General features: G+C 71.7%; 18 protein-coding genes. 12 read left to right on the forward strand and 6 right to left on the reverse strand.

Annotated features, from left to right (window positions below; translation table 11 throughout):
* Positions 1-116: 116 nt before the first annotated feature.
* Positions 117-1,550, reverse strand: coding sequence for a dihydroorotase (locus tag ACQPZX_RS19505; RefSeq protein ID WP_433382709.1), 1,434 nt, complete (start codon positions 1,548-1,550; stop codon positions 117-119).
* A gap of 73 nt (positions 1,551-1,623) precedes the next feature.
* Between ACQPZX_RS19505 and ACQPZX_RS19510 the strand changes: the two genes are divergently transcribed.
* The 12 genes from ACQPZX_RS19510 (at position 1,624) to ACQPZX_RS19565 (ending at position 16,578) form a co-directional block, all read left to right on the forward strand.
* Entirely contained in the window at positions 1,624-2,811 is a 1,188-nt protein-coding gene (locus ACQPZX_RS19510; protein ID WP_433382712.1) for a CaiB/BaiF CoA transferase family protein, read from the forward strand.
* Positions 2,812-3,579, forward strand: coding sequence for a cyclase family protein (locus ACQPZX_RS19515; RefSeq protein WP_433382715.1), 768 nt, complete (start codon positions 2,812-2,814; stop codon positions 3,577-3,579).
* 43 nt (positions 3,580-3,622) lie between these two features.
* Complete coding sequence (locus ACQPZX_RS19520) at positions 3,623-4,993, forward strand: MmgE/PrpD family protein (protein WP_433382718.1); 1,371 nt, start codon at positions 3,623-3,625, stop codon at positions 4,991-4,993.
* A 185-nt stretch (positions 4,994-5,178) separates the two neighbouring features.
* Positions 5,179-6,837 (forward strand): beta strand repeat-containing protein, encoded by a 1,659-nt coding sequence (locus ACQPZX_RS19525; protein WP_433382721.1) that lies wholly within the window; start codon positions 5,179-5,181, stop codon positions 6,835-6,837.
* Between the two features lie 60 nt (positions 6,838-6,897).
* Positions 6,898-7,863 (forward strand): WxL protein peptidoglycan domain-containing protein, encoded by a 966-nt coding sequence (locus ACQPZX_RS19530; protein ID WP_433382724.1) that lies wholly within the window; start codon positions 6,898-6,900, stop codon positions 7,861-7,863.
* Positions 7,860-8,948: a hypothetical protein gene (locus ACQPZX_RS19535; protein WP_433382727.1), complete on the forward strand. Its 1,089-nt coding sequence runs from the start codon at positions 7,860-7,862 to the stop codon at positions 8,946-8,948. The genes ACQPZX_RS19530 and ACQPZX_RS19535 overlap by 4 nt, the downstream gene beginning before the upstream one ends.
* Before the next feature lie 74 nt (positions 8,949-9,022).
* The gene (locus tag ACQPZX_RS19540; protein ID WP_433382730.1) at positions 9,023-10,261 is read left to right on the forward strand and encodes an ABC transporter substrate-binding protein; all 1,239 of its coding nucleotides are present in this window, start codon (positions 9,023-9,025) and stop codon (positions 10,259-10,261) included.
* Complete coding sequence (locus tag ACQPZX_RS19545; protein WP_433382733.1) at positions 10,248-10,958, forward strand: ABC transporter ATP-binding protein; 711 nt, start codon at positions 10,248-10,250, stop codon at positions 10,956-10,958. Before ACQPZX_RS19540 ends, ACQPZX_RS19545 begins: the two co-directional genes overlap by 14 nt.
* Positions 10,955-14,263, forward strand: a complete 3,309-nt coding sequence (locus ACQPZX_RS19550; RefSeq protein WP_433382735.1) for an ABC transporter permease subunit — start codon at positions 10,955-10,957, stop codon at positions 14,261-14,263. Before ACQPZX_RS19545 ends, ACQPZX_RS19550 begins: the two co-directional genes overlap by 4 nt.
* 14 nt (positions 14,264-14,277) lie before the next feature.
* Positions 14,278-14,973 carry a neocarzinostatin apoprotein domain-containing protein gene (locus tag ACQPZX_RS19555; RefSeq protein ID WP_433382738.1) on the forward strand — a complete coding sequence of 232 codons (696 nt, stop codon included), beginning with the start codon at positions 14,278-14,280 and terminating at the stop codon, positions 14,971-14,973.
* Between the two features lie 316 nt (positions 14,974-15,289).
* Complete coding sequence (locus tag ACQPZX_RS19560; RefSeq protein WP_433382741.1) at positions 15,290-16,048, forward strand: hypothetical protein; 759 nt, start codon at positions 15,290-15,292, stop codon at positions 16,046-16,048.
* Positions 16,045-16,578 (forward strand): hypothetical protein, encoded by a 534-nt coding sequence (locus ACQPZX_RS19565; protein ID WP_433382743.1) that lies wholly within the window; start codon positions 16,045-16,047, stop codon positions 16,576-16,578. The genes ACQPZX_RS19560 and ACQPZX_RS19565 overlap by 4 nt, the downstream gene beginning before the upstream one ends.
* On the opposite strand, the gene ACQPZX_RS19570 is transcribed toward ACQPZX_RS19565, so the two are convergent.
* From ACQPZX_RS19570 to ACQPZX_RS19590, 5 genes are read right to left on the reverse strand one after another with little or no spacing between them, the layout of a single operon-like run.
* Entirely contained in the window at positions 16,575-17,318 is a 744-nt protein-coding gene (locus tag ACQPZX_RS19570) for a maleate cis-trans isomerase family protein (protein ID WP_433382746.1), read from the reverse strand. The two genes, ACQPZX_RS19565 and ACQPZX_RS19570, sit on opposite strands and share 4 nt — an antisense overlap.
* Entirely contained in the window at positions 17,315-17,968 is a 654-nt protein-coding gene (locus ACQPZX_RS19575) for a hypothetical protein (RefSeq protein WP_433382749.1), read from the reverse strand. Before ACQPZX_RS19575 ends, ACQPZX_RS19570 begins: the two co-directional genes overlap by 4 nt.
* A 1-nt stretch (position 17,969) precedes the next feature.
* Positions 17,970-18,737 (reverse strand): SDR family oxidoreductase, encoded by a 768-nt coding sequence (locus ACQPZX_RS19580; RefSeq protein WP_433382751.1) that lies wholly within the window; start codon positions 18,735-18,737, stop codon positions 17,970-17,972.
* A complete protein-coding gene (locus ACQPZX_RS19585; RefSeq protein WP_433382754.1) occupies positions 18,725-19,645 on the reverse strand; it encodes a hypothetical protein in 921 nt (306 codons plus the stop codon). The genes ACQPZX_RS19580 and ACQPZX_RS19585 overlap by 13 nt, the downstream gene beginning before the upstream one ends.
* Complete coding sequence (locus ACQPZX_RS19590) at positions 19,642-20,328, reverse strand: hypothetical protein (RefSeq protein ID WP_433382757.1); 687 nt, start codon at positions 20,326-20,328, stop codon at positions 19,642-19,644. Before ACQPZX_RS19590 ends, ACQPZX_RS19585 begins: the two co-directional genes overlap by 4 nt.
* Between the last annotated feature and the right edge of the window lie 36 nt (positions 20,329-20,364).

The following is a 20,364-nucleotide window of genomic DNA, read 5'->3' on the forward strand; positions in this document are numbered from 1 at the left end:
AAAGCCATGCAAGGTTGGGGGTCCGGGGTGACCAATCACGGCATAGAAACGCTCCACCCGCCGTGATTGGTCACCCCGGACCCCCAACCGTCCAAGCGCAAGAAACAGGCGGGGGCTCAGCGGGCGATGAAGGAGCCACGCGGCGGACCGAGCACGGTGCCGGCCTGATAGGCGAGATGACCGCGCAGGACGGTAGCGACGGGCCAGCCGCGGACCTTGTGGCCCTCGAACGGGCAGTGGTCCTGACCTGACAGCAAAAGCGAGGCGGAGACCGTCTGCTCGAGCGAAGGGTCGACGACGGTCAGGTCGGCGTCGTAGCCGACGAGGAGGTTGCCCTTGCGGCCGTCCAGGCCGTATGCGCGGGCCGGGTTCGCGGAAGCCAGCTCGGCGACGCGGGTGGGGGACAGGCCGCGCTTGTGCATGCCCTCGCTGATGAGGATGGGGTAGAGCAGCGCCGTGCCGCCGAAACCCGGGAGGGCGGGCCACAGGGCGTCGCCCTTGTTTTCCTCCAGGCAGCACGCGTGGTCGGAGGCCACCCAGTTGACCGAGCCGTCGAGGACGCCCGCCCACAGGGCCTCGTTGTCGGCGGCCGAGCGGATCGGTGGGTTCACCTTGCCGCCCAGGCCGCCCTGGGCGTCGAGCTCCTCGTGGGTCAGGCAGAGGTGGTGCAGGGTCACCTCGAAGCGCATGTCGGTGCCGGGCATTGCCGCCCTCGCCTCCTGGGCGGCGGCCAGGGCCTCGCCCGAGGAGAGGTGCAGGAGGTTGACCGGGCAGCCGGTGGCGCGGGCGAGGGTGGTGGCCTCGCCGATCGCGACGCGCTCGGTCAGCGGGGGACGCGCATCCGAGTAGGCCTTCAGGGTCTGGGGGTCGCCTGCCGCCCGTACGCGGTCGATGAAAAGCCGCATGAGCTCGGCCTGTTCGCAATGCAGCGAGAGGGAGACACGTCGGTCCCCGGCGGCATTTGCCGCCGAAACGGCCTCCATGAGCTGGTAGAGGTGGCCCAGGTCGTATTCGTCGCTCATCGTGAACGCCTTGGCGTCTCGCGAGTCGGCCGCGAGATTGAAGCCCTTGTAGAACATGTAGTACTTGAAGCTGGAGACGCCGTGCCCGTCGACGAGGTCGGGGATCTCGCGGACCTGGGCGGTGTCCATGGGGGCGAGGTGGAAGCCGTAATCGGTCCACGCGTGGCCGTCGACGGCCTGGAGGACCTCGGGGAGGATCTCGCGGTACGGCCCGGTCTTGTTGAGGTAGTGCTGGCCGGTGCGGAAGTACGACAGGACCGTGGTGGCGCCGCCGACCAGGGAGCTGCGGGTCTCCTCGGCGGCGTCGACCTCGAGCGGGCGGTAGATGCCGAGGTGGAAGTGGGCGTCGACGGCGCCGGGGAAGACGAGCTTGCCGGTCGCGTCGAGGACGGACTCGCCCTCCGAAGCCGGAATGTCCGACGAGAGAGTGGCCACCTTGCCGTCCTTCGTCGCCAGGTCGGCGCGGACCGTCCCCACATGGGGCAGCACCAGCGTGCCGCCGCGCACCACCAAGTCGTATCGGCTCATGCCGAACCTCCAGGCTCGTTTCGCACACTGTAACGAGGTTTCCTTTTGCGGAACAGGGCGGTTAGGGTGGGCCATGCCCGCCTCACCGCTGGACGGCGTCCGGGTCGTCGACGCCTCCACCCTTTTCGCAGGTCCGCTCGCGGCCACCGTGCTCGGGGACTACGGCGCCGAGGTCATCAAGGTCGAGCATCCGAGTCGGGGCGATCCGGCGCGGGGGCACGGGCCGGCCAAGGACGGCGTGCCGCTGTGGTGGACGATGCTGGGCCGCAACAAGAAGACGGTGAACCTCGATCTGGGCAAGGGGGCGGCGGTCGCCCGGCGCCTCATCGCGGACGCGGACGTGCTGATCGAGAACTTCCGGCCGGGCACGCTCGAGCGCTGGGGGCTCGCTCCTTCGGTCCTCCATGCCGACAATCCCGGCCTGGTGATCGCCCGGGTGACGACATACGGACAATTCGGGCCCTACTCCGGCCGGCCGGGTTTCGGGACGCTGGCCGAGGCGATGAGCGGGTTCGCGGCCATCACCGGCGCGCCGGACGGGCCGCCGACGCTGCCGCCGTTCGGGCTGGCCGACGGGATCGCGGCGCTCACCTGCGCGCAAGCCATCATGACGGCGCTCTACCACCGCGACGTGCACGGCGGCGGCGGTCAGGTGATCGACCTGGCCATCGTCGAGCCGATGCTCACGGTTCTGGGCATGCAGGCGATGGTGTACGACCAATTGGGCGTCATCCAGCAGCGGACCGGCAACCGGTCGGTCAACAACGCGCCGCGCAACACGTATCGCACGGCGGACGGCAAGTGGGTCGCCATCTCGACCAGCGCCCAGGCCATCGCCGAGCGCGTGATGCGGCTGGTGGGCCGGCCCGAGCTCATCGGCGAGCCGTGGTTCGCGACCGGCGTGGGGCGGGCCGCGCACGCCGGCGAGCTGGACGCGGCGGTCGGCGGGTGGGTCGCCGAGCGCGATCTGGCGACCGTGGTCAAGGCCTTCGACGACGCGCAGGCCGCGGTCGCGCCCGTCTACGACATCGCCGACGTGTTCGCCGACCCGCAGTTCCAGGCGCGGGACTCGGTGACCACGGCCGACGATCCCGTGCTCGGGCCGGTGCGCATGCCGGGCCCGCTGTACCGCCTGTCGCGGACGCCCGGCCGGATCAGCTGGACCGGCCGGCCGCGAGGCGCCGACACCGACGAGGTGCTCGCCGGACTCGGGTACGACGAGGACGCGCGGGCCGCACTGCGGGCCGAAGGGGTCATCTAGGTGAAAGTTTTCGATCTTGCCCAGCCGATGCGGCGGGGGATGCCGCAGTCGCCGAACCATCCGGCGTACACGCACGCGCTGGTGCGCCGGCACGGGGATCAGGTGCGGCCGGGCGGTGGCTCGGCCGCCAACGACATCGTCGTGACGGGTACGCACGTGGGGACGCACATCGACGCGCTCGCGCACGTGTCGCAGGACGGCCTGCTGCACGGCGGTCTGCGCGCCGCGGAAGTGCAGTCCGACGCCGGGTTCGCCCGGCTCGGCATCGACGAGTTCCCGCCGTTCGTGGGCCGGGGAGTGTTCCTCGATGTGGCCGCCTTGCACGGCGTTCCGGTGCTGCCGCCGGGCTACGAGGTGACGGCGTCCGATCTGTCCGCGGCGGCCGGCGACATGGAGATCCGGCCGGGGGACGCCGTGCTCGTCGGCACGGGCTGGTCCCGGCTTTTCGAGGATAAATCCGGGTTTGTTGGTGCGGAGGGCGGCGTGCCGGGGGTCGGGGAAGAGGCGGCGAACTGGTTGGTCGCGCGGGGCGTGGCGGTCACCGGCGGCGAGACCATCGCGTACGAGCGGATCGCGCCCGGCGCCGGACACGCGACTCTCCCGGTGCACCGGATCCTGCTGGTGGAGGCCGGGATCAACATAGTCGAGACCATGCTGCTCGCCGGCCTGGCCGACGCGGGGGTGAAGGATTTCCAGCTGATCCTCGCCCCTCTGAAGCTGGTCGGCGCGACCGGCTCGCCCGTGCGCCCGCTGGCGGTGGTGCCGTGAGCGGGCGCATCGGGTGGGCGGGCCGGCTGACGGAGGCGGCGCGGTGACGCTCGCGGCGATCCTGGGCGAGTTCGCGGCCGGCGTCGCACCTCCGCGCACGGTGTGCGAGGACGTGCCGCGGCGGGTCCTCGACGTGCTGGGCAACGCGCTCGCGGCGTACGCGGAACCCGATGCCGGCGCCGCCGCGGCCGCCCTCGCGGCGATGCAGCGATGGCGCGGCGTTCCCGAATCGACGGTCATCGGCTACGGCGCCCGGCTGCCGGCGCCCTCCGCGGCCCTGGTCAACGGCGTGCTGGCGCACTCGCTCGATTACGACGACACCCACCTGCCATCGGTGCTGCACCCGAGCGCCTCGGTGGTCCCGGCTGCCCTGGCGGTGGCCGAGGTCGGCGCGCCCGGGGACCTGATCGCCGCGATCGCGGCCGGCATCGAGGTCACCAACCGCCTGGGCATGGCCGGCTGCGACCCGTCGACCGGCGCCAACCTGTTCTTCGAACGCGGGCAGCACGCGACCTCTATCTGCGGCACGATCGGCGCGGCGGTGGCGGTCTCGCGACTGTACGGGCTTTCCTCCCGCCAGATCGCCGACGCCATCGGCATCGCCGCGTCCATGGGCGCCGGCGTTCTCGAGGCCAACCGCACCGGCGGCACCATCAAGCGGGCGCACTGCGGCTGGGCGGCCCACTCCGGCATCGTGGCCGCGACCCTGGCGGCCGAGGGGCTGACCGGGCCGCCGACCGTCCTGGAGGGCCGCTTCGGCTTCTTCACGGCGCATACCGGGGCTTTCGACGCCGGCGCCATCACCGGCGGCCTGGGGGAGCGCTGGGAGCTGCTGCGGACCGTCTACAAGCCATACCCGGCCAACCATTTCACGCATCCCGGGATCGACTGCGCCCTGGCGCTGCGCAGAGACGGTCTCCGGCCCTCCGATGTGGAGTCGATCGAGCTGGGCGTGGCGGAGCCGGTGCTGCGGACGATCGCCGAGCCGCCCGAGGAGAAAACTCATCCCCGCTCGGGGTATCACGCGAAGTTCAGCGGGCCGTACACGATCGCCATCGCCCTGACCGGAGGCGGCGGGCTTGGTGTGGGGCTGGACGACTTCGCCGAGCTCGGCCCGGCCCGCCTCGCACTCGCCGCCAAGGTGCGCGTGCACGCCGATGCCGAGGCCACCAAGGCGTTTCCGCGCGCCTTCGCGGCCGTGCTGCGCGTGCGCACCCGGGACGGCCGCACCCTCGAGCATCGCGTCGCCGGCTCGCGGGGCGGCCCCGAGAACCCGCTGGGCGAGGGCGAAGTGGCCGCCAAGTTCGCCGCCAACGCCGCGCGGGCGCTCCCGGCCGAAGCCGTTTCGCTCTTGGAAACGGCCGCCCTCCGGCTGGGACATGGCGGACCTGTGTCGGACCTGTTTCCAGCCTGACGAGCAAGGCCGCGTTTAGGGAAACGGTGTATCGCAGGGCGAGATACGGCCGTCCGGAGGCTTGACACGACAGGTGGGCCGGACTTTATTAAGACCACGCTGATGGAAAACACCGTTTCTCTATGGGAAACGGCCGGAGGCTACCGCGCGCACACCCATCTCAGAGAGGGGACGCGGCCACAACGATGAAACAAACCGCTCGCAAGGCTCTTGCGGTGGCGCTCGGCACCAGCCTCGCCGCGGCGCTCGTCGCCGTCGGGGCACAGCCGGCCGCCGCGTACGGACCGACCGCCAACTCGCTTGGCTGCCGGATCTACTTCAGCGACGCCGGCACCGGCACCTCGCCGACCACGTGGGACGACACGTTCACGCTGACCCAGACGCCGGCCACGCCGACGCCGGGGCAGACCGTGACCGTGACCCTCGTGGCCGACGCCGGCGCCATCAACGGCCCGGCCCCGCTCACCGCGGGGTCCGTGCCGGTCGTCGTCACCGTCAAGATCGCCGGTAGCCAGACCGGAACGGTGACCCTCAACCAGGCGAACTACCCGGCCACCGCGGTCGACCCGTACGTCGCGCTCGGCAAGATCACGGCGACCGGGACGTACGTGGCGGGCGGGGCGGGCACGAGCACGCTCACCGTCGCCCAGGTCAAATTCGCCAACTCCACCGCCTCGACGTACTGCTCGAACGCGGGGGACCGGGACCACAAGGCCGCGGCGCAGGACACCACGATCGCGCAGAACGTCACGGTCTTCGCCGGTTCCGCGTCGATCACCTCGGTCACGGGCCAGACGGTCGCCGGGTACGCCCGAGTCGGCAACACCATCAACTTCTCGGTCACCGGGTTCGCGGCCAACGCGGGGCTCTCCGCCTCGCTGAAGGACTCGACCGGTGGCGGTACGGCCCAGGGCTCCGGATCCGGCGCGACCGACGCGACCGGGGCGGGCACCGGCACCCTCGCCGTGCCGGCCGGGGCCACCGCGGGCGGCCGGACGGTGGCCATCACCGACGGCACGAACACGGTGACCGTACCCATCACCATCCTCGGCGCGCCGACGATATCGATCACCCCGGCGGGCGGCGGTGTCGGCACTGCCATCACCGTGACCGGCACCAACTGGAACCCCGGCAGCACCGTCACGGTCGGCGGGTACAAGGCGCTCACCGGCGCGCCCCCGCCCCCGGCCAGCTCCGACCCGGCGGTCACCGCCACCGCGTCGGGGACGGGCGGCCTCAACGCCGCGTTCACGGTCAACGACCCGGCCACCGCCTACCTCGGCGCCCAGGCCGGCGCCCTGTTCGCCACCGCCGCCTGGACCGCGTCGGCGGACACCTGCGTGGCCAAGGCGGGCAACGCCGCGACCGGGAACTGCTCGCTCACCTACACCCTGTCCGAAACGGTCACGGCCGGCTCGCTCGCCATGGCGCGCGGCGCCGGCGGCAGCTCGATCGCGTTCACCGGCGTCACGCCCAGCGCCTCGCCGCAGACGGCCAGCGGCGCCCTGCCCGCGATCAACGTGACCGACAACCGGGGCAGCACCTTCGGCTGGAGCCTCACCGGCGCGGTCACCGACTTCAGCGGTGTCCCGGCCGGTTCCATCCCGAAGGCGAACCTGACCTGGACGCCGTCCTGCACCGCGCACGCCGGGGCGACCAACGCGGTCACCGCGGCGGCGGGCACGGCCGGCGTGGCCGTGGACGGCGCGACGCTCTGCTCGGGGCCGGCGTCGGCCACCGGGACGGGCGGGTCGTTCGACGCGGCCGCGGATCTGTCCCTCACGGTGCCCGCGAACCAGCTCGCGGGCGCGTACTCGGCAACGCTCACCGTCACCTTGAGCTGAGCCATCGGTGGGGACGGCCCGCGGGTCGTCCCCACCCCCAAGGAAGAAGGGACTCGGGCCATGCGGTTACGCGCGATCGCTGCCCTCTCCGCCGTCGCGGTCCTGGCCGTGCCGACGGCCCCGGCGCGGGCGGCCGGCAACGGCGAATGGGCGGTCACGCCCACCCCGGCGGTCAAGGCCGGGCCCACCCCGCGGGTCTACTTCTTCCTCGACGCGAGCGCCGGCCAGACCGTCAAGGAGTCGGTGCGCGTCGCCAACCTGGGCACCAAGGCCAAGTCGTTCCTGATCTACGGCGCCGACGCCTACAACACCGCCCGGGACGGCGGCTTCGCGCTGCGCACCAGCGACGAGCCGCAGAAGGACATCGGCGCCTGGACCAGGAGCGCCGCGGCCAGGGTGACCGTGCCCGCCGGCGAGCAGGCCGACATCCCGTTCACCATCACCGTGCCGAAGAACGCCACGCCCGGCGACCACGTGGGCGGCGTCGTCGCCATGGAGACCGAGCCGGGCGCGAGCACCGGGACCGAGGGCGCGACCGTGCGCATCCAGCGGGCCGTGGCCGCCCGGATCTACCTGCGGGTGGCCGGCGTCGTCGTGCCGGGCCTCGCGGTCCGGTCGGTCGAGCTCGACCTCGACACCCCGCTGCTGCCGGCGGCCGCGGGCGGCAAGCTCAAGTATCAGATCGCCAACGTAGGGAACGTGCACCTGGTCCCGACGGCCACCGTGAAAACCACCGGGCTGTTCGGGCACGCCGTGAAGGCAACGGGATCGACGCCGTCCGGGGACTTCGTCCCGGGCGCCGACGGCACCTTCACGATGCGGACGACCGGCGCGTGGCCCCTCGACATCGTGACCGCGTCGGTCGTGGTCCGCGCGGACGGCGGCGTCTACGCCAAGCGAACCGACCGCGCGTTCGTCATCTCGTGGACCGCGCTCGCGATCCCGGTGGCCGCCGCGGCGGCAGTCCTGTGGATGCTCAGCGGTCGACGGCGCAGCAAACGCCTGCGTGCCCGGGTGACCGAATGAGGCGAACCGCGATCGCGGCGGTGACCGTGCTGGTCGTGCTGGTCGCCGGCGCGCCACCGGCCCGGGCGGGCAGCCTGACCGCCAAGCTCTCCACCGACAAGGCCAAGAGCGGCGACACGATCCGGGTGACCGGCTCGAGCTGGCCCGGCGGGCAACTCGTCCAAATCGTCACGTGCGGCGAGGGCGGGCTCACCGGCTCGGTCGCGTGCGACAACCGGGCGGCCCTTGCGACCCCGGTGCGCCCCGATGGAACGTTCCTGATCGACCTGCAGGTGGGCGATCCGCCCAAACCCTGCCCCTGCGTCGTCCACATCGGACTTGTTCAGGGCGCGGACGACTCGTACGTCAACCTGCCCTTGACTCTGATCGGTCACGCCACGGGAAGCCTGCCGAAGGCGACGGCGGCCCCGCGGGAGCTGGTGATGCAGGACGCGCGGCTCTCCGGCGGCTCGTTGCTCTCGTGGTTCGGCTGGCCCGATCACCTCGAGCTCACCTACACGGTGCGCAATCCGTCGACTGCGACGCTGACGAGCGCGACGCTCAGCGCGCGGATGGCCGGCAACGGCAACGACGACATCTACTACCAGGCGCCGGTCGGCTCGCTCGGGCCCGGGCAGAGCCGGACCTTCACGGTGCCGGTGGACATTCCGGTGTTCGCGTTCGGCAAGTACGTCGTGACTGTCGACATCGGAGGGCTGGCCGGTGTGCGTGTCAGCTATCAGGCGTACCCGTGGGGATTGTTTGCCTTGAATGCCCTGGGGGTGCTGCTCATCGCGGCGGGGGTGCTGATCCGGATACGCCGGCGGCATGAGTACGCGGAGTTGAGCGCGGCCGACGCGGTGCTGCCGGCTGTGGTGCGGCTCGGCGGGTTGGGCGCTTACCTCGTCTTCGACGACGCCCCGATGGCCGGGCGGTTGCGCCGGCACGCCGGCGGGATGCTCAGCACCGAGGGGTTGCGAGTCCTCATCGGGAGCGGCGGGCCCCGGGGAGGGGACTCGGTGCTCGATCTGGACGCGCTGGGGCAGGTTCTGGCGCGGCGATACCCGCCTTTGGAGGACCGGATCTTGGGGGAGGAACCGCGGTGAATTGGTCGCTGGCGGGGCGTGCGGGCCTCGTTCTGGGCGCGTGCGTTCTCGCGTACACGAGTTGCGGTGCGCTGATGCCCGGGTCTAGCACCGACAAATCGGAAATGTCGCCCGGGGTGACGGCCGACTCCGTCAAGGTTGTCTTCATCGGGACGGACCTGTCGAAGACGGCCTCGCTGACCGGCTTCAAGGACCCGGACGTGGGGGACCCGCGCAAGCAGGTCGAGGCGCTGGCGACGTACGTCAACGCGCACGGCGGGATCGCCGGGCGCAAGCTCGACGCGGTCTACGAGAACTACGAGGCCAGCGCCGACTCCCCGGCCGCCGAGACCACGCTGTGCAGCAAGATCACCCAGGACGACAAGGCGTTCGCGGTGGTGCTCACCGGGCAGCTGCAGTCCAACGCACGGCCCTGCTACGCGCAGCGCCGGACGCTCATGCTCGACGCGACCCTGATCGCCAACGACCAGGGCACGTTCACCTCGCTCGCGCCGTACCTGTGGACCGGCTCCTACCCGGAGTACACCGCCTTCGCCACCTCGTTCCTCGACGTGCTCGGCCGGGAGAAGTTCTTCGGCGGGCGTTCCGTGGCCGGCATCGTCGCCGCCGACAGCCCCGCGAACCGGGCCGTCTACGAGAAGGTCGTCACGCCGGCGCTGAAGAAGCTCGGCGTCGCCGGCACGGTCGGCTGGATCGACACGACCGACCTCGGCACCCTCAACACCGGGCTCAACCAGGCGGCCGTCAACTTCCGCGGCAAGAGCATCGACCGCGTGTTCTTCCTCGGCGGGGCCAGGATCGCGCCGTTCTTCATGACCACCGCGGCGGCGCAGAACTTCACCGCTCGCTACGGCGTCTCCACCTTCGACAACCCGTCGTTCATGGTGGCCAACCCGGGGACGATCCCGCCGGGCGCGCTCAAGGGCATGGTGGGCATCGGGTTCGCGCCGGCGCTCGACGTGCCGGACACCGCCCTGCCGTTCCCGTCGACCGACGCCGAGCGGAACTGCCAGGGCATCTACGCGGCCGCCGGGATCAGCTTCAAGCAGCGGGAGAACGCGCGGGTGGCGTTCGCCTACTGCGACGCCGCGCTGCTGCTGCAGGCAGGGGCCCGCGATGTCGGCGAGCTGACCGCGGCGTCGTGGGGGCGGGGCGCGCAGGCGCTGGGCACGTCATTCCAGACGGCCACCGGGTTCGGGGGAGAGCTCGGCCCTTCCCTGTACGCGGCGGGGAGCGGTTACCGGGTGCTCAAGTACGACGACGGGTGCCCCTGCTTCACCTATGCCGGTGGGGTGACCGATGTCGGTGCTTGAGGTTTCCGGGCTCTCCGGTGGCTATGGAACGATCCAGGTGTTGTTCGGCGTCTCGCTGGCGGTGGCCCGGGGCGAAACCGTGGCTCTCTGCGGCCCCAACGGGGTTGGCAAGTCGACGCTGGTCCGGATGATCGCCGGGTTGAGTCGCCCTTCGGCCGGTCAAATATTCCTCAATGAATCGGACATAACCGATATTCCCGGGCCGAGGCGGGTGCGGCGAGGGCTGTCGACCGTCATCGGGCAGCAGGCGTTCGGCACCTTGTCGGTGCGCGACAACCTGCGCATGCACGGCTACATCGACGGCCGCGACGAGTCCGCCGTCGACGGGGCTCTCGCCGTCTTCCCCCGCCTGGCCGCCCGCGCCGACCAGCCGGCCTCGACCCTCTCCGGCGGCGAACGGCAGATGCTCGTCCTCGCCAAGACCCTCATCCAGCGCCCCGCCGCGCTCGTCATCGACGAGTTCTCGCTCGGCCTCGCCCCGGTCGTCGTCGGCGGCCTCCTTGAGCTGGTGCGCCGGCTCGCCGCGGTCGGCGTGGCGACCCTGCTCATCGAGCAGTCGTTCAACGTGGCCATGGCGGTCGCCGACCGCCTGCTCTTCATGGAGCACGGCGCCATCATCGCCACCCACACGCCCGCGGAACTGCGCGAATCCCCCGACCTGGCCCGCCGCCTCGTGCTGGGCGGTCACGCCTCATGAGCTTCGACTTCGGCCCCGACCGCATCGCCATCGGCCTGTTCACCGGCCTCACCTACGGCCTCCTGGCGATCGGCATCGTGCTGGTCTACCGCTCCAGCCGCTTCGTCAACTTCGCGCACGGCGCCATCGGCGTCTTCGGCGCCGCGGTGCTGGCCCGCTTCGCCGGCGGCCTCACCTACTGGGTGGCGTTTCCCCTCGCCATCGCCGTCGCCGGTGGCCTCGGCGCGCTGATCGAGATCATCGTCGTCCGCCGCCTCCACCGCCGGCCCCGGGTCATCGGCATGATCGCCACCCTCGGCCTGGCCCAGTTCATCCTCGTGCTCGCCCTGCTGGTGGATCGTTCCAGCTTCAGCGGGGCCACCTTTCCCAAGCCGCCCGGCCTGCCGTCCTTCCACATCGGAACGACGGCCGTCGGCCCCTCGCTCACCGGCATGCTCCTGCTGACGCCGGTGCTGCTGGCCGCGCTCGCGTTCTTCCTGCGCCGCACCCGCTTCGGCATCGGCATCCGCGCCGCCGCCGACCATCCCGACGCCGCCACGGTCAACGGTGTGGCCGCCCCGCGCATGGCCGGCCTGGCCTGGGGCATCGCCGGTGCGGTCGCCGCGTTCTCCGCCATCCTGCTCACCCCCACCCAGGGCGTGCAGTCCATCGACTCGCTCGGCCCCGAACTCCTGCTGCGCGGCCTCGCCGGCGCCGTCATCGCCCGGATGGCGTCGCTGCCGATCGCGTTCTTCGCGTCCCTCGGCGTCGGCGTGCTCGAACAGATCCTGCTCTCCGGCCAGACCGCCGGTTTCGTCGACGTCGTGCTGGGCGTGGCGATCCTCATCGCGCTGCTGCGCCAGCGTCCGGCCGGTCGCCGCGAGGTCGACGCATCGCCTTGGCGGCGGGCGCCTGACGTCCAAGACCCCTGGGGGCGCGTCGGGCTCGGGCTTCTGGTCGCGGTCGGCGTCATGCTCGCGTACGTCGTCAGCAACGCGACCGCGTCGGTCCTCACCGAAGTCTGCGGCTTCGCCCTGGTCGGCTTGTCGGTGATCCTGGTGACGGGTGTCGCCGGGGAGCTTTCGCTGGGCCAGTTCGCGTTCGCCGGCATCGCCGCCGCCGTCTCCGTCCGCGTGGCGACGTCGACCGGCAACATGTTCCTCGCCGTCCTCGCCGGTTGCGCCGCCGGAGCGGTGTCGGCCGCCATCATCGGGCTGCCCGCGCTACGCCTGCGCGGCGTCGCCCTGGGCGTGACCACCCTCGCCTTCGCGCTGGCCACCTCGGGCTGGCTCCTGCGCCAGCCCTGGCTGCTGGGCGACGGACTCTCGACGCCCTATCCCACCTGGGACGGCTACGTGGTCTCGACCGCCACGGACTACTACCTCTTCGCCCTGATGCTCCTCGCGATCGGTTGGTGGGTGACCAGCCGCCTGCGCGCCGGTGGCTTCGGGCGGCTCCTGCTGGCGTTGCGCGACAACGAGGAAGCGGGTCGTGCGCTGACCGTGGCCGCCCCGATGCGCAAGCTGCAGGCCTACGCCGTGTGTGGCGCGCTGGCGGGACTCGGCGGCGTCGTCATCGGTTTCGCCCAGTCCCAGCTGAGCGTCAACAACTTCCCCGCGTCCGCCAGTATCGACGCGGTCGCCCTCGCGGTCGTCGGCGGCATGGCCCGCAACAGCGGCGCTCTGCTCGGCTCCGCCGTCATCATCGGCCTGCCCGCATTGGTCCCGCTGGGGATCCCCGGCCAGGCCGCCCTGACCCTCGGATGGCTCCTGGTCGTCCTGCTGCTGCCCGACGGCCTGGGCGGCCTGCTGGCCAACCTTCGCCGGCGAGTGCCCCTCCGCCGGCGCGGGTCGGAGGGTGGTGGCCCGCGCGTCCCCGCCAGTCACGCGGCGCCACCACCCACCCCCTCGCCGCAAGTCATCAATGATGAGTTGGCGCCCGCAGCGAGCGGCATCTCATCAACGCCGGGCGCCCCCACCGCGGCAGCCGATCTTGATGAGTTGGCGCGCGCCACGAGCGCCACTTCATCAAGGCTGGGCGCGCCCGCCGCGCGGGTGAGCGATGTTGATGAGTTGGCGCGCGCTGCGAACGCCAGTTCATCAACGGTGGGCGTGGCCGCCGGGCGGCCGGGCGTGGCCGCCTTGCCGGCGCCGGAGGCCGGCGTTGATGAGTTGGCGCGCGCTGCGAACGCCAGTTCATCAACGGCGGGCGTGGCCGCCGGGCCGCCGGGCGTGGCCGCCTTGCCGGCGCCGGAGGCCGGCGTTGATGCGTTGGCGCGCGCTGCGAACGGCAAATCATCAACATCGGACGGGCTCGCCGAGGCGGTGGGCGACCTTGGTGAGTTGGCGCGCGGAGCGAACGGCGACTCATCAACGCTCAGCGGCAGCGGCAGCGGCAGCGGCAGCGGCAGCGGCGGCAGCGGCAGCGGCAGCGGCAGCGGGAGTGAGAGCGGCAGCGCGGGCGGTGGGGTGGGGGCGCCTGGAGGGTGGGGGAGCGGGCGGTTGCCGGCGGCGCCGTTGGTGCACGACCGGGCCGGTGCGCCGCTGCTCTACGTGGCGGGGGTTCGGCGGGCGTTCGGGGGAGTTCGGGCCGTTGACGAGGCCACCTTTGCGGTGGGTGAAGGGGAGATCGTCGGGATCATCGGGCCCAACGGCGCGGGGAAGACGACGCTCTTCGAGATTCTGGCCGGGTTCACCAAAGCGCAGGGCGGGGCGGTGCACTATCGCGGCCAGGTGGTCACGCGGTGGGCTCCGGAGCGGCGGGCGCGGCATGGGTTGGTGCGGTCGTTCCAGGACGCTCGGCTCTTCCCGGCGATGACGGTGCGGGAAGCGGTCATGGTGGCGGCCGAGAAGGGGGCGCCGTCGCGGCTCGCGGTGGATGTCCTCGGGGATCCGAGTGCCGAGGAGAGCAAGGCGGCCCGCGCCGAGGAGGCCCTGCGCGCGATGGGACTCCTGGAGCACGCCGGGAAGCCGGTGGGGGAGCTGTCGACCGGCACCCGACGGATCGCCGAGCTCTGCTGCCTGCTCACGCTCGAACCCCGGCTGCTCCTGCTGGACGAACCCTCGTCGGGGCTCAGCCAGGCCGACGGCGCGGCGCTCGGGGACCTGCTGCTGCGGGTGCGGGCCGAGCTGGGCACGACCGTGCTGGTCATCGAGCACGACCTGCCGCTGCTGTCGCGCGTGGCCGACCGGCTGATCGCGATGGACGCCGGGCGGGTCATCGCCGTGGGGACGCCGGACGAGGTCCGCGCGCACCCGGCAGTCGTTCTTTCGTATCTCGGCACCGATGAGGCTGCCGTGGCCCGGTCCGGCGTGCCGGCCGGCTGACTGGAGGAGAACCGATGGCCCTTAACACAACCCGGCGGCTGGTGGCCTCGCTGGCGGTCGGCATCGCGCTGGCCGCGACCGTGGTCCTGGTCGACGGCTCGCCGGCGCTCGCGGCGCCCACCCTGCACGTCTCGAAGACCAAAGGCCTCGCCGACGGCGAGCAGATCACCGTGTACGGCACGGGCTTCACCGCGAGCCTGCAGCAGATCGCGATCGGCCAGTGCATCAAGAACCCGACCGGCCCGACCGACTGCAACCTGTCCGGCGGCTCGCAGTTCACCAACGCGGACGCGAGCGGCAAGACCCCCACGCTGACGCTGAAGATGGCCAAGGTGTTCAGCGGCCACAACTGCGCCGGCGTCGGGTGCGTGATCGCGGCGCAGATCCTGCCCTCGACCAACACCCCGGAGATCGTCAACGCGAACAAGGCGTCGGTGACGATCACCTTCGGCAGCGGCGGCGGGACGACCACCACGAGCCCCACCAAGACGTCCACGACGTCGACGAAGACGGCAACCGCCACCAGCTCGAAGACCACCGCCGCCGCAGCGGGCGCGACGACCACCACGAACTCGGCCGCGCTGCCGACCACCGGCCCAGGCCTGGAGTGGGCCACCATGCTGATGATCGGCGCCGCGCTGCTGCTGCCGGGCGTAGGCCTGATCGCGATGCTGCCGGTCCGCCGCCGCCGGATCGCCCAGCTCCGCTGAAGCGGGGCCGCAGCGGGGCCGGAGCGGGGCCGGGAGCGGGCCCGGAGCGGGGCCAGGCCGGGAGCGGGGCCAGGCCGGGAGCGGGGCCGGGCCGGGAGCGGGGCCGGGCCGGGAGCGGGGCCGGGCCGGGAGCGGGGCCGGGCCGGGAGCGGGGCCAGGCCGGGAGCGGGGCCGGGCCGGGAGCGGGGCCGGGCCGGGAGCGGATCAGGGCTGTGGGGCCTTCTTTGCGCGGGGAAGGTCCCACAGCCCCGATCCGTTCCGAGGAAATTCGCGCGCGGCATGCATTCCCCTTGACTGTCCCGGGCAAGGTGATCGCATGAGGACGAGCACGGTGGTGGCCGCGGCGGCGGTGGCGGCGACGCTGGCCGGGGCCGGGTGCACCAAGACCGGGACGACGAGCGCGGCGCCGGCGAGCGCGGAAGCGCCCAGCCTGACACGCCCGAGCCGGTCGGCGCCGAGCGCCACGGCCGAGCCGACGGCCACGCCCCGCGCCATCCCGTCCTCGATCCCGGATGCCGCGTTCCTGCAGGCGAGCGACGTCCCCGGCAAGGCGAAGGACAAGCCCCGGCGGCTCGGCGCCGGCGACCAGGACCTGCCGGTGTTCTGCGACACGGGTTACTACACGGGGACCGGCGTCGGCGTCCGCGCCACCCAGAGCGTGTTCTTCGTCGAGGCCGACGCCCCGCCGGAGTCCACCCCGAAGGCCGCCGTCTACGAGGACGTGCTGGTCTTCAAGGGTGACGGCGCCACCACCTTCATGAGCGGCCTGCGCGCCGCAGTCCAGGGCTGCGGCGAGCAGAAGTACGAAGGTGTGACGGTCAAGAACTACCTGCGCGGCGAGGTCGGCGCCGGCGACGAGTCAGTGCTGATCGAGCGCACCCGCCCGGCCACCGACGACGCCGGCGAGCCGGTCGGCGGGGGCGCGCTGCACCACCTCTTCTGGGCCGCGGTCCGGGTCGGCGACTCGGTCGGGCTCGTCAGCAATACCGGGTGGGAGTCGGTCTCGGCGGACCGCGCCGACACCGTCCACCTCGGTGGCAAGGCGGCCGCCCGCCTGGCAGCCTGGCGGGGGTGAGCGAGGGCATGGACCTGGCCGCGGTCCGCATCGATGTCGGCGTCATGGACCTGTTGTTGCGGGACATCGGGCAGCGGCCGGTGGACGTGAACGACCCCGACTGGAGGGCGAAACGGCGGGCCGCGCCGAAACCGGTGGACGAGGCGGGAGTGGCGACCGAGGCCGCCGCCGCTCTCGAGGCGCTGCTGGACGCCTACGAGAGCGGCGACGAGGAGACGCGCGAGGACGTGCGGGAGATCTTCCGCGCCCACCGCTACTTCACCTGGGCCGCCGGGCTTCCGCACGAGTGGGAGTCGGCGGCCGAGTTCCGCCGCCGGCTGATCCTGGTCTCGGCCCGCGACCAGCATCGGGATCCGCGCGACGAGTTGATGATGATCTGGTGGCTGTGCAACCGGGCCCGCGCCCTCGGCATCGACATAGAGCCGGTGCTCACCGAGGTGGCCGCCATGTCCTCCGACGTCGACCACTACGACTTCGGCTCGATGCGTGAGCTCATCCTGCGCGGCCGCGAGGAGCACGATCTCCGCTAGAAGTCGCGGAGGAGGCTGCCGGCGCCGTACACCTTGTCGCTGATTTTGTTGTCGCGCAGGGCCATCCACCAGGTCGCGGCGTTGATGGCGATGACCGGCTTGCCGAGCCAGCGCTCGGCCTCGTCGGCGAGGCGGACCATCGACAGGTTCGTGCCACATTGGACGATCGCGTCGACGTCGGGGCCGTCCACGGCCAGCAGGGCGCGCCGCAGCTCGTCCTCTGTCACGTGGGCGATCGAGACGGCGGTGGGGCACCTCAGGCCCTCGATGGTGACGACTTCGAAGCCGATCTCGGCGAAGAAGCGGACCACGTTGGCGTCACCCACCGGCTGATAGGGGGTGACTACGCCGATTCGGCGGGCGCCGTAGAGTTTCAGGGCGCGCTCGCACGCCTCGGCGCCGGTGGCCACCGACAGGCCGGTGATGTCGTGGATCTGGCGGACGAACTCGCGGTTGCCCTCGACGCCGCCCCAGAACGTCTCGGCCGACATGCCCATCACCATGTAGCCGGGCTCGCAGGTGAGCACCCGCTCGCAGGCGAAACCGATCTCGGCGCGGATCTGCACGAGCAGGTTCTCGAAGCTCGCGTCGTCGGAGAGGTCCTGGTTGCGGATGTGGATGCGGGAGAAGTGCGCGGTCACGCCGGGCACGGTCATCGCGTAGAAGTCCGGCTCGACGATGGTGTTGGTGGAGGGGGCGATGACGCCGAACTTGCGGCGCCAGCCGAGGGCGTCGGTCATACCGGTTCGCCAACTTTCCGGGGAGGAGCGGGAGCGGAGAGAACGGCGCGGAACGTGAGCCAGGCCGCGATCAGCAGCGCGAGCTGGGCCGAAGTGTTGAGGGACTGCTCGAGCCACTGATAGGCGACGGTCTCGTGCTGGGCCGATCCGCGCAGCGGGACGAGCGAGGTGACGAGCACCAAGCCGAGGATGAAGAGGGACACTGCCCACCACTGCCGGTGCCGGGCGGCGAGGATGGCGCCGAGAACGCTGACCGCGGTGACGCCGAACGTGGCGAGGATGAACATAGGGTGCAGGCTGCGCGTAACGACGGAGGCGACGGCGACGACGGCGAAGGTGAGGCCGAACGGCCAGACGTGAACTCGCTTGCCCCGCCGGACGGCGACGGCCAATGCCCAGACGAGAATCGTTGCGCCGGCCGCCATCAACGGGAAGAGCGCTTCCTCCAGCAGGCGGGGGTTGCCGCCACCGGAAGCCACGGTGAGCTTCCAGGCGCACTTGGACAGGCCGCCGAGGCCGATCAGCATCGCGCCGATGAAGCCGGCGGTTCGGGCGGGCGGTGGCGCGGTGCGGCTCAACAGGGCGAAGCCGGCAATGCCGAGCAGCACCGGCACGAAGTCTTCGAGGGCGAGCCAGATCGGATAGTCCATCTCAGCCCTCGGCAAACAGGTCGCGCTTGCGGAACGCGGCGGTGGCGAAGCGATACGCCGCCTTGGGGCCGGTCAGCCAGGCGACCCGGCCGCCGTTGCGAGTGCCGGCGAGCACCCGGTCGGCGAGCCACGGCGTGACCGTCTCGACCCGGTCGGCCAGGATGTTGAAGATCTTCTTCGCCTTGTCGAGCTCGGCTGGGGAGTAGTCGCGGGTGAGCAGGTCGGTGACGACCATGCCGGGCGACAGCAGCCCCACCTTGACCGGCTTGCCCTTGAGCTCCTTGGCCATCGCGAGGGTCGCGTAGGTCAGCCCGCGTTTCGTTGCCCCGTAAGGCGTCAGGCCCGCGACGATCTGCCCGTTGGAGCCCAGCCCTTCCATGTTCCACAGCGCGCCGTGGCCCTGGGCGAGCATCAAGCCGAGCACGACCGCGCCGGCCTGCATCGTCCCGCGAAGGTTGACGTCGACGACGGTGTCGATCTCGGCGGGCTCCAGCTCCCAGAGCGGCCGGCGGCTGGTGGAGACGCCGGCGTTGTTGATCCAGATGTCGACACGGCCGAACTGGCCGACGGCCGCGTCCCACAGCTTGCGCACGTCGTCCCGGGAGGTGACATCGGCGACCACCCCGAGCGTCCCCGGCGGCCCATCCACGAGCGCCCGCCCGCAGAAGGCCACCGACGCGCCGCGGTCCGCGAACGCGCGCACCAGACCCGCGCCGATCCCGCGGGTGCCGCCGGTGACCACGACGACCGGGCCGGTCACGATGTCCACTCCAGGACCCCGTGCAGCACCGAGTCGAGGTGCGCGCCGTCGAAGAGCTCGTAGACGACCGACAGCCGCCGCCCCGCCGACATGCCGGGGGTGGCGTCGAGGGAGAACTCCCGCCCCTTCACCTTCCATACGTCGGCGAGGTGCAGCGAGGAGAACGACGCTCGGCCGAAACCTTGCGCGTTCCCGTACGCGTCAGGCCCCTCGAAGTAAAGATTGTTGCCGTCGCGCCGGGCCTCCACCGCGAACTCCCGGTCGAGGCCCGCGCCGCGCCACGTGATCAGGCGGCGGGTGCGCAGCAGGTCGATCGGCTTGAGCCCGATCGTGACGGAGACGGTCCCGCGCAGCTTCTGGTCGGCGCCCCACAGCTCGCATTCACCCCTGTAGGAACCGCTTTCCTTGGTGGGCAGGATGTAGGGCACCGAGCCGCAGCGGGTCTCGTTCTCGAGGAGGCCGTCGACGAGCGAGGGGTTGCGGGTGTAGACGCCGTTGAAGCAGCCGACGACCGCCCACCCCTGGTACAGCATCGAGGAGTAGACCTGCGTCTCCCCGTCGGGCAGCACCTGGTTCCAGGTGTTGAGGTCGACCTGCCAGCCCGGCCCGTAGTAGTGCGAGTCCACAAAGGATCCGTAGGGCTGGCCGGTGCCGAAGAAATCGGGCCCGGTGTAGACCCGGTTGTCGTCCGAGTCGATGACGCCGAACGAGAAGGGCGCCCCCAGGCGGAACCGCCCCGCCAAGGCGCCACCCCCGATCAAACCCCCGTCCATCCGGTACGTCGTGACGCCGTCCACGAATTCGGAGGATCGCCGGATCTCCTCGAAGCCGCACCACGTGCCGGTGTGGTCGAAGAGCGACGGCCGGCCGTGCCATTCGCCGGCGATGCGCTGCTGCCAGACCGAGGGCTGGGTCATCCGTTGCTCACCAGCTCGAGGCGTACGGATTCGCTCTGTTCCTCGCCCAGCAGCCGCACGGTCTGCCCCCACACCGGATCGATCTCGGGGCTGAACAGCAGGGCGCGGTGGGCGGCGTCCCGCTCCGGCGATGCCGAGCCCGAGGACGACAGCAGCGAGAACCAATGCGACAGGTATCCGTCGACCGCGTCCCCGATGCCCTTGAAGGCGTCCTCGGTGGCCCGGCTGACGAGCATCCACGGCGACATCAGCGCGTACTGCCGCGGCGAGAGGTGCGCCGGCGTGAGGCCTTCCCGAGCGGAAACCTCTTTGTAGAGCGGGGTGAGCGGCTCGTAGACGGTGTCGAGGTAGGGAAGCGACACCGCCAGGTCGACCCGGGGAATCAGGTCGAGGTGGAAGGCGTAGTTGTCGCCGTTGGCCACCGAGTCGAGCGTGAAATGCGGGACGGCCGACTCGGGCGCGGTGAAGGCGAAGATCATGTGGCTGTCGAGCCCGATCGGCGGCACGACGAGCGCGACGTTGACGACCTTGACGACGGCGCCGGTCCCACGCCAGACGCGGATCCGGCCGACCGGCGCCGGGCTCATCGGCGAGGTGAGGTCGCGGTCCTCGGCCTCGGGGACCTCCACCGAGGAAAGGATCTTGGCAAGACAATCGGCGGCCAGGTCAGCGGGCAGGCTCATTGGTGCACCCTTGTTCCACTCGAGCTGATGTTGGTT

The sequence above is a fragment of the Actinoplanes sp. CA-142083 genome (assembly GCF_050942195.1).
GTDB lineage: Bacteria > Actinomycetota > Actinomycetes > Mycobacteriales > Micromonosporaceae > Actinoplanes.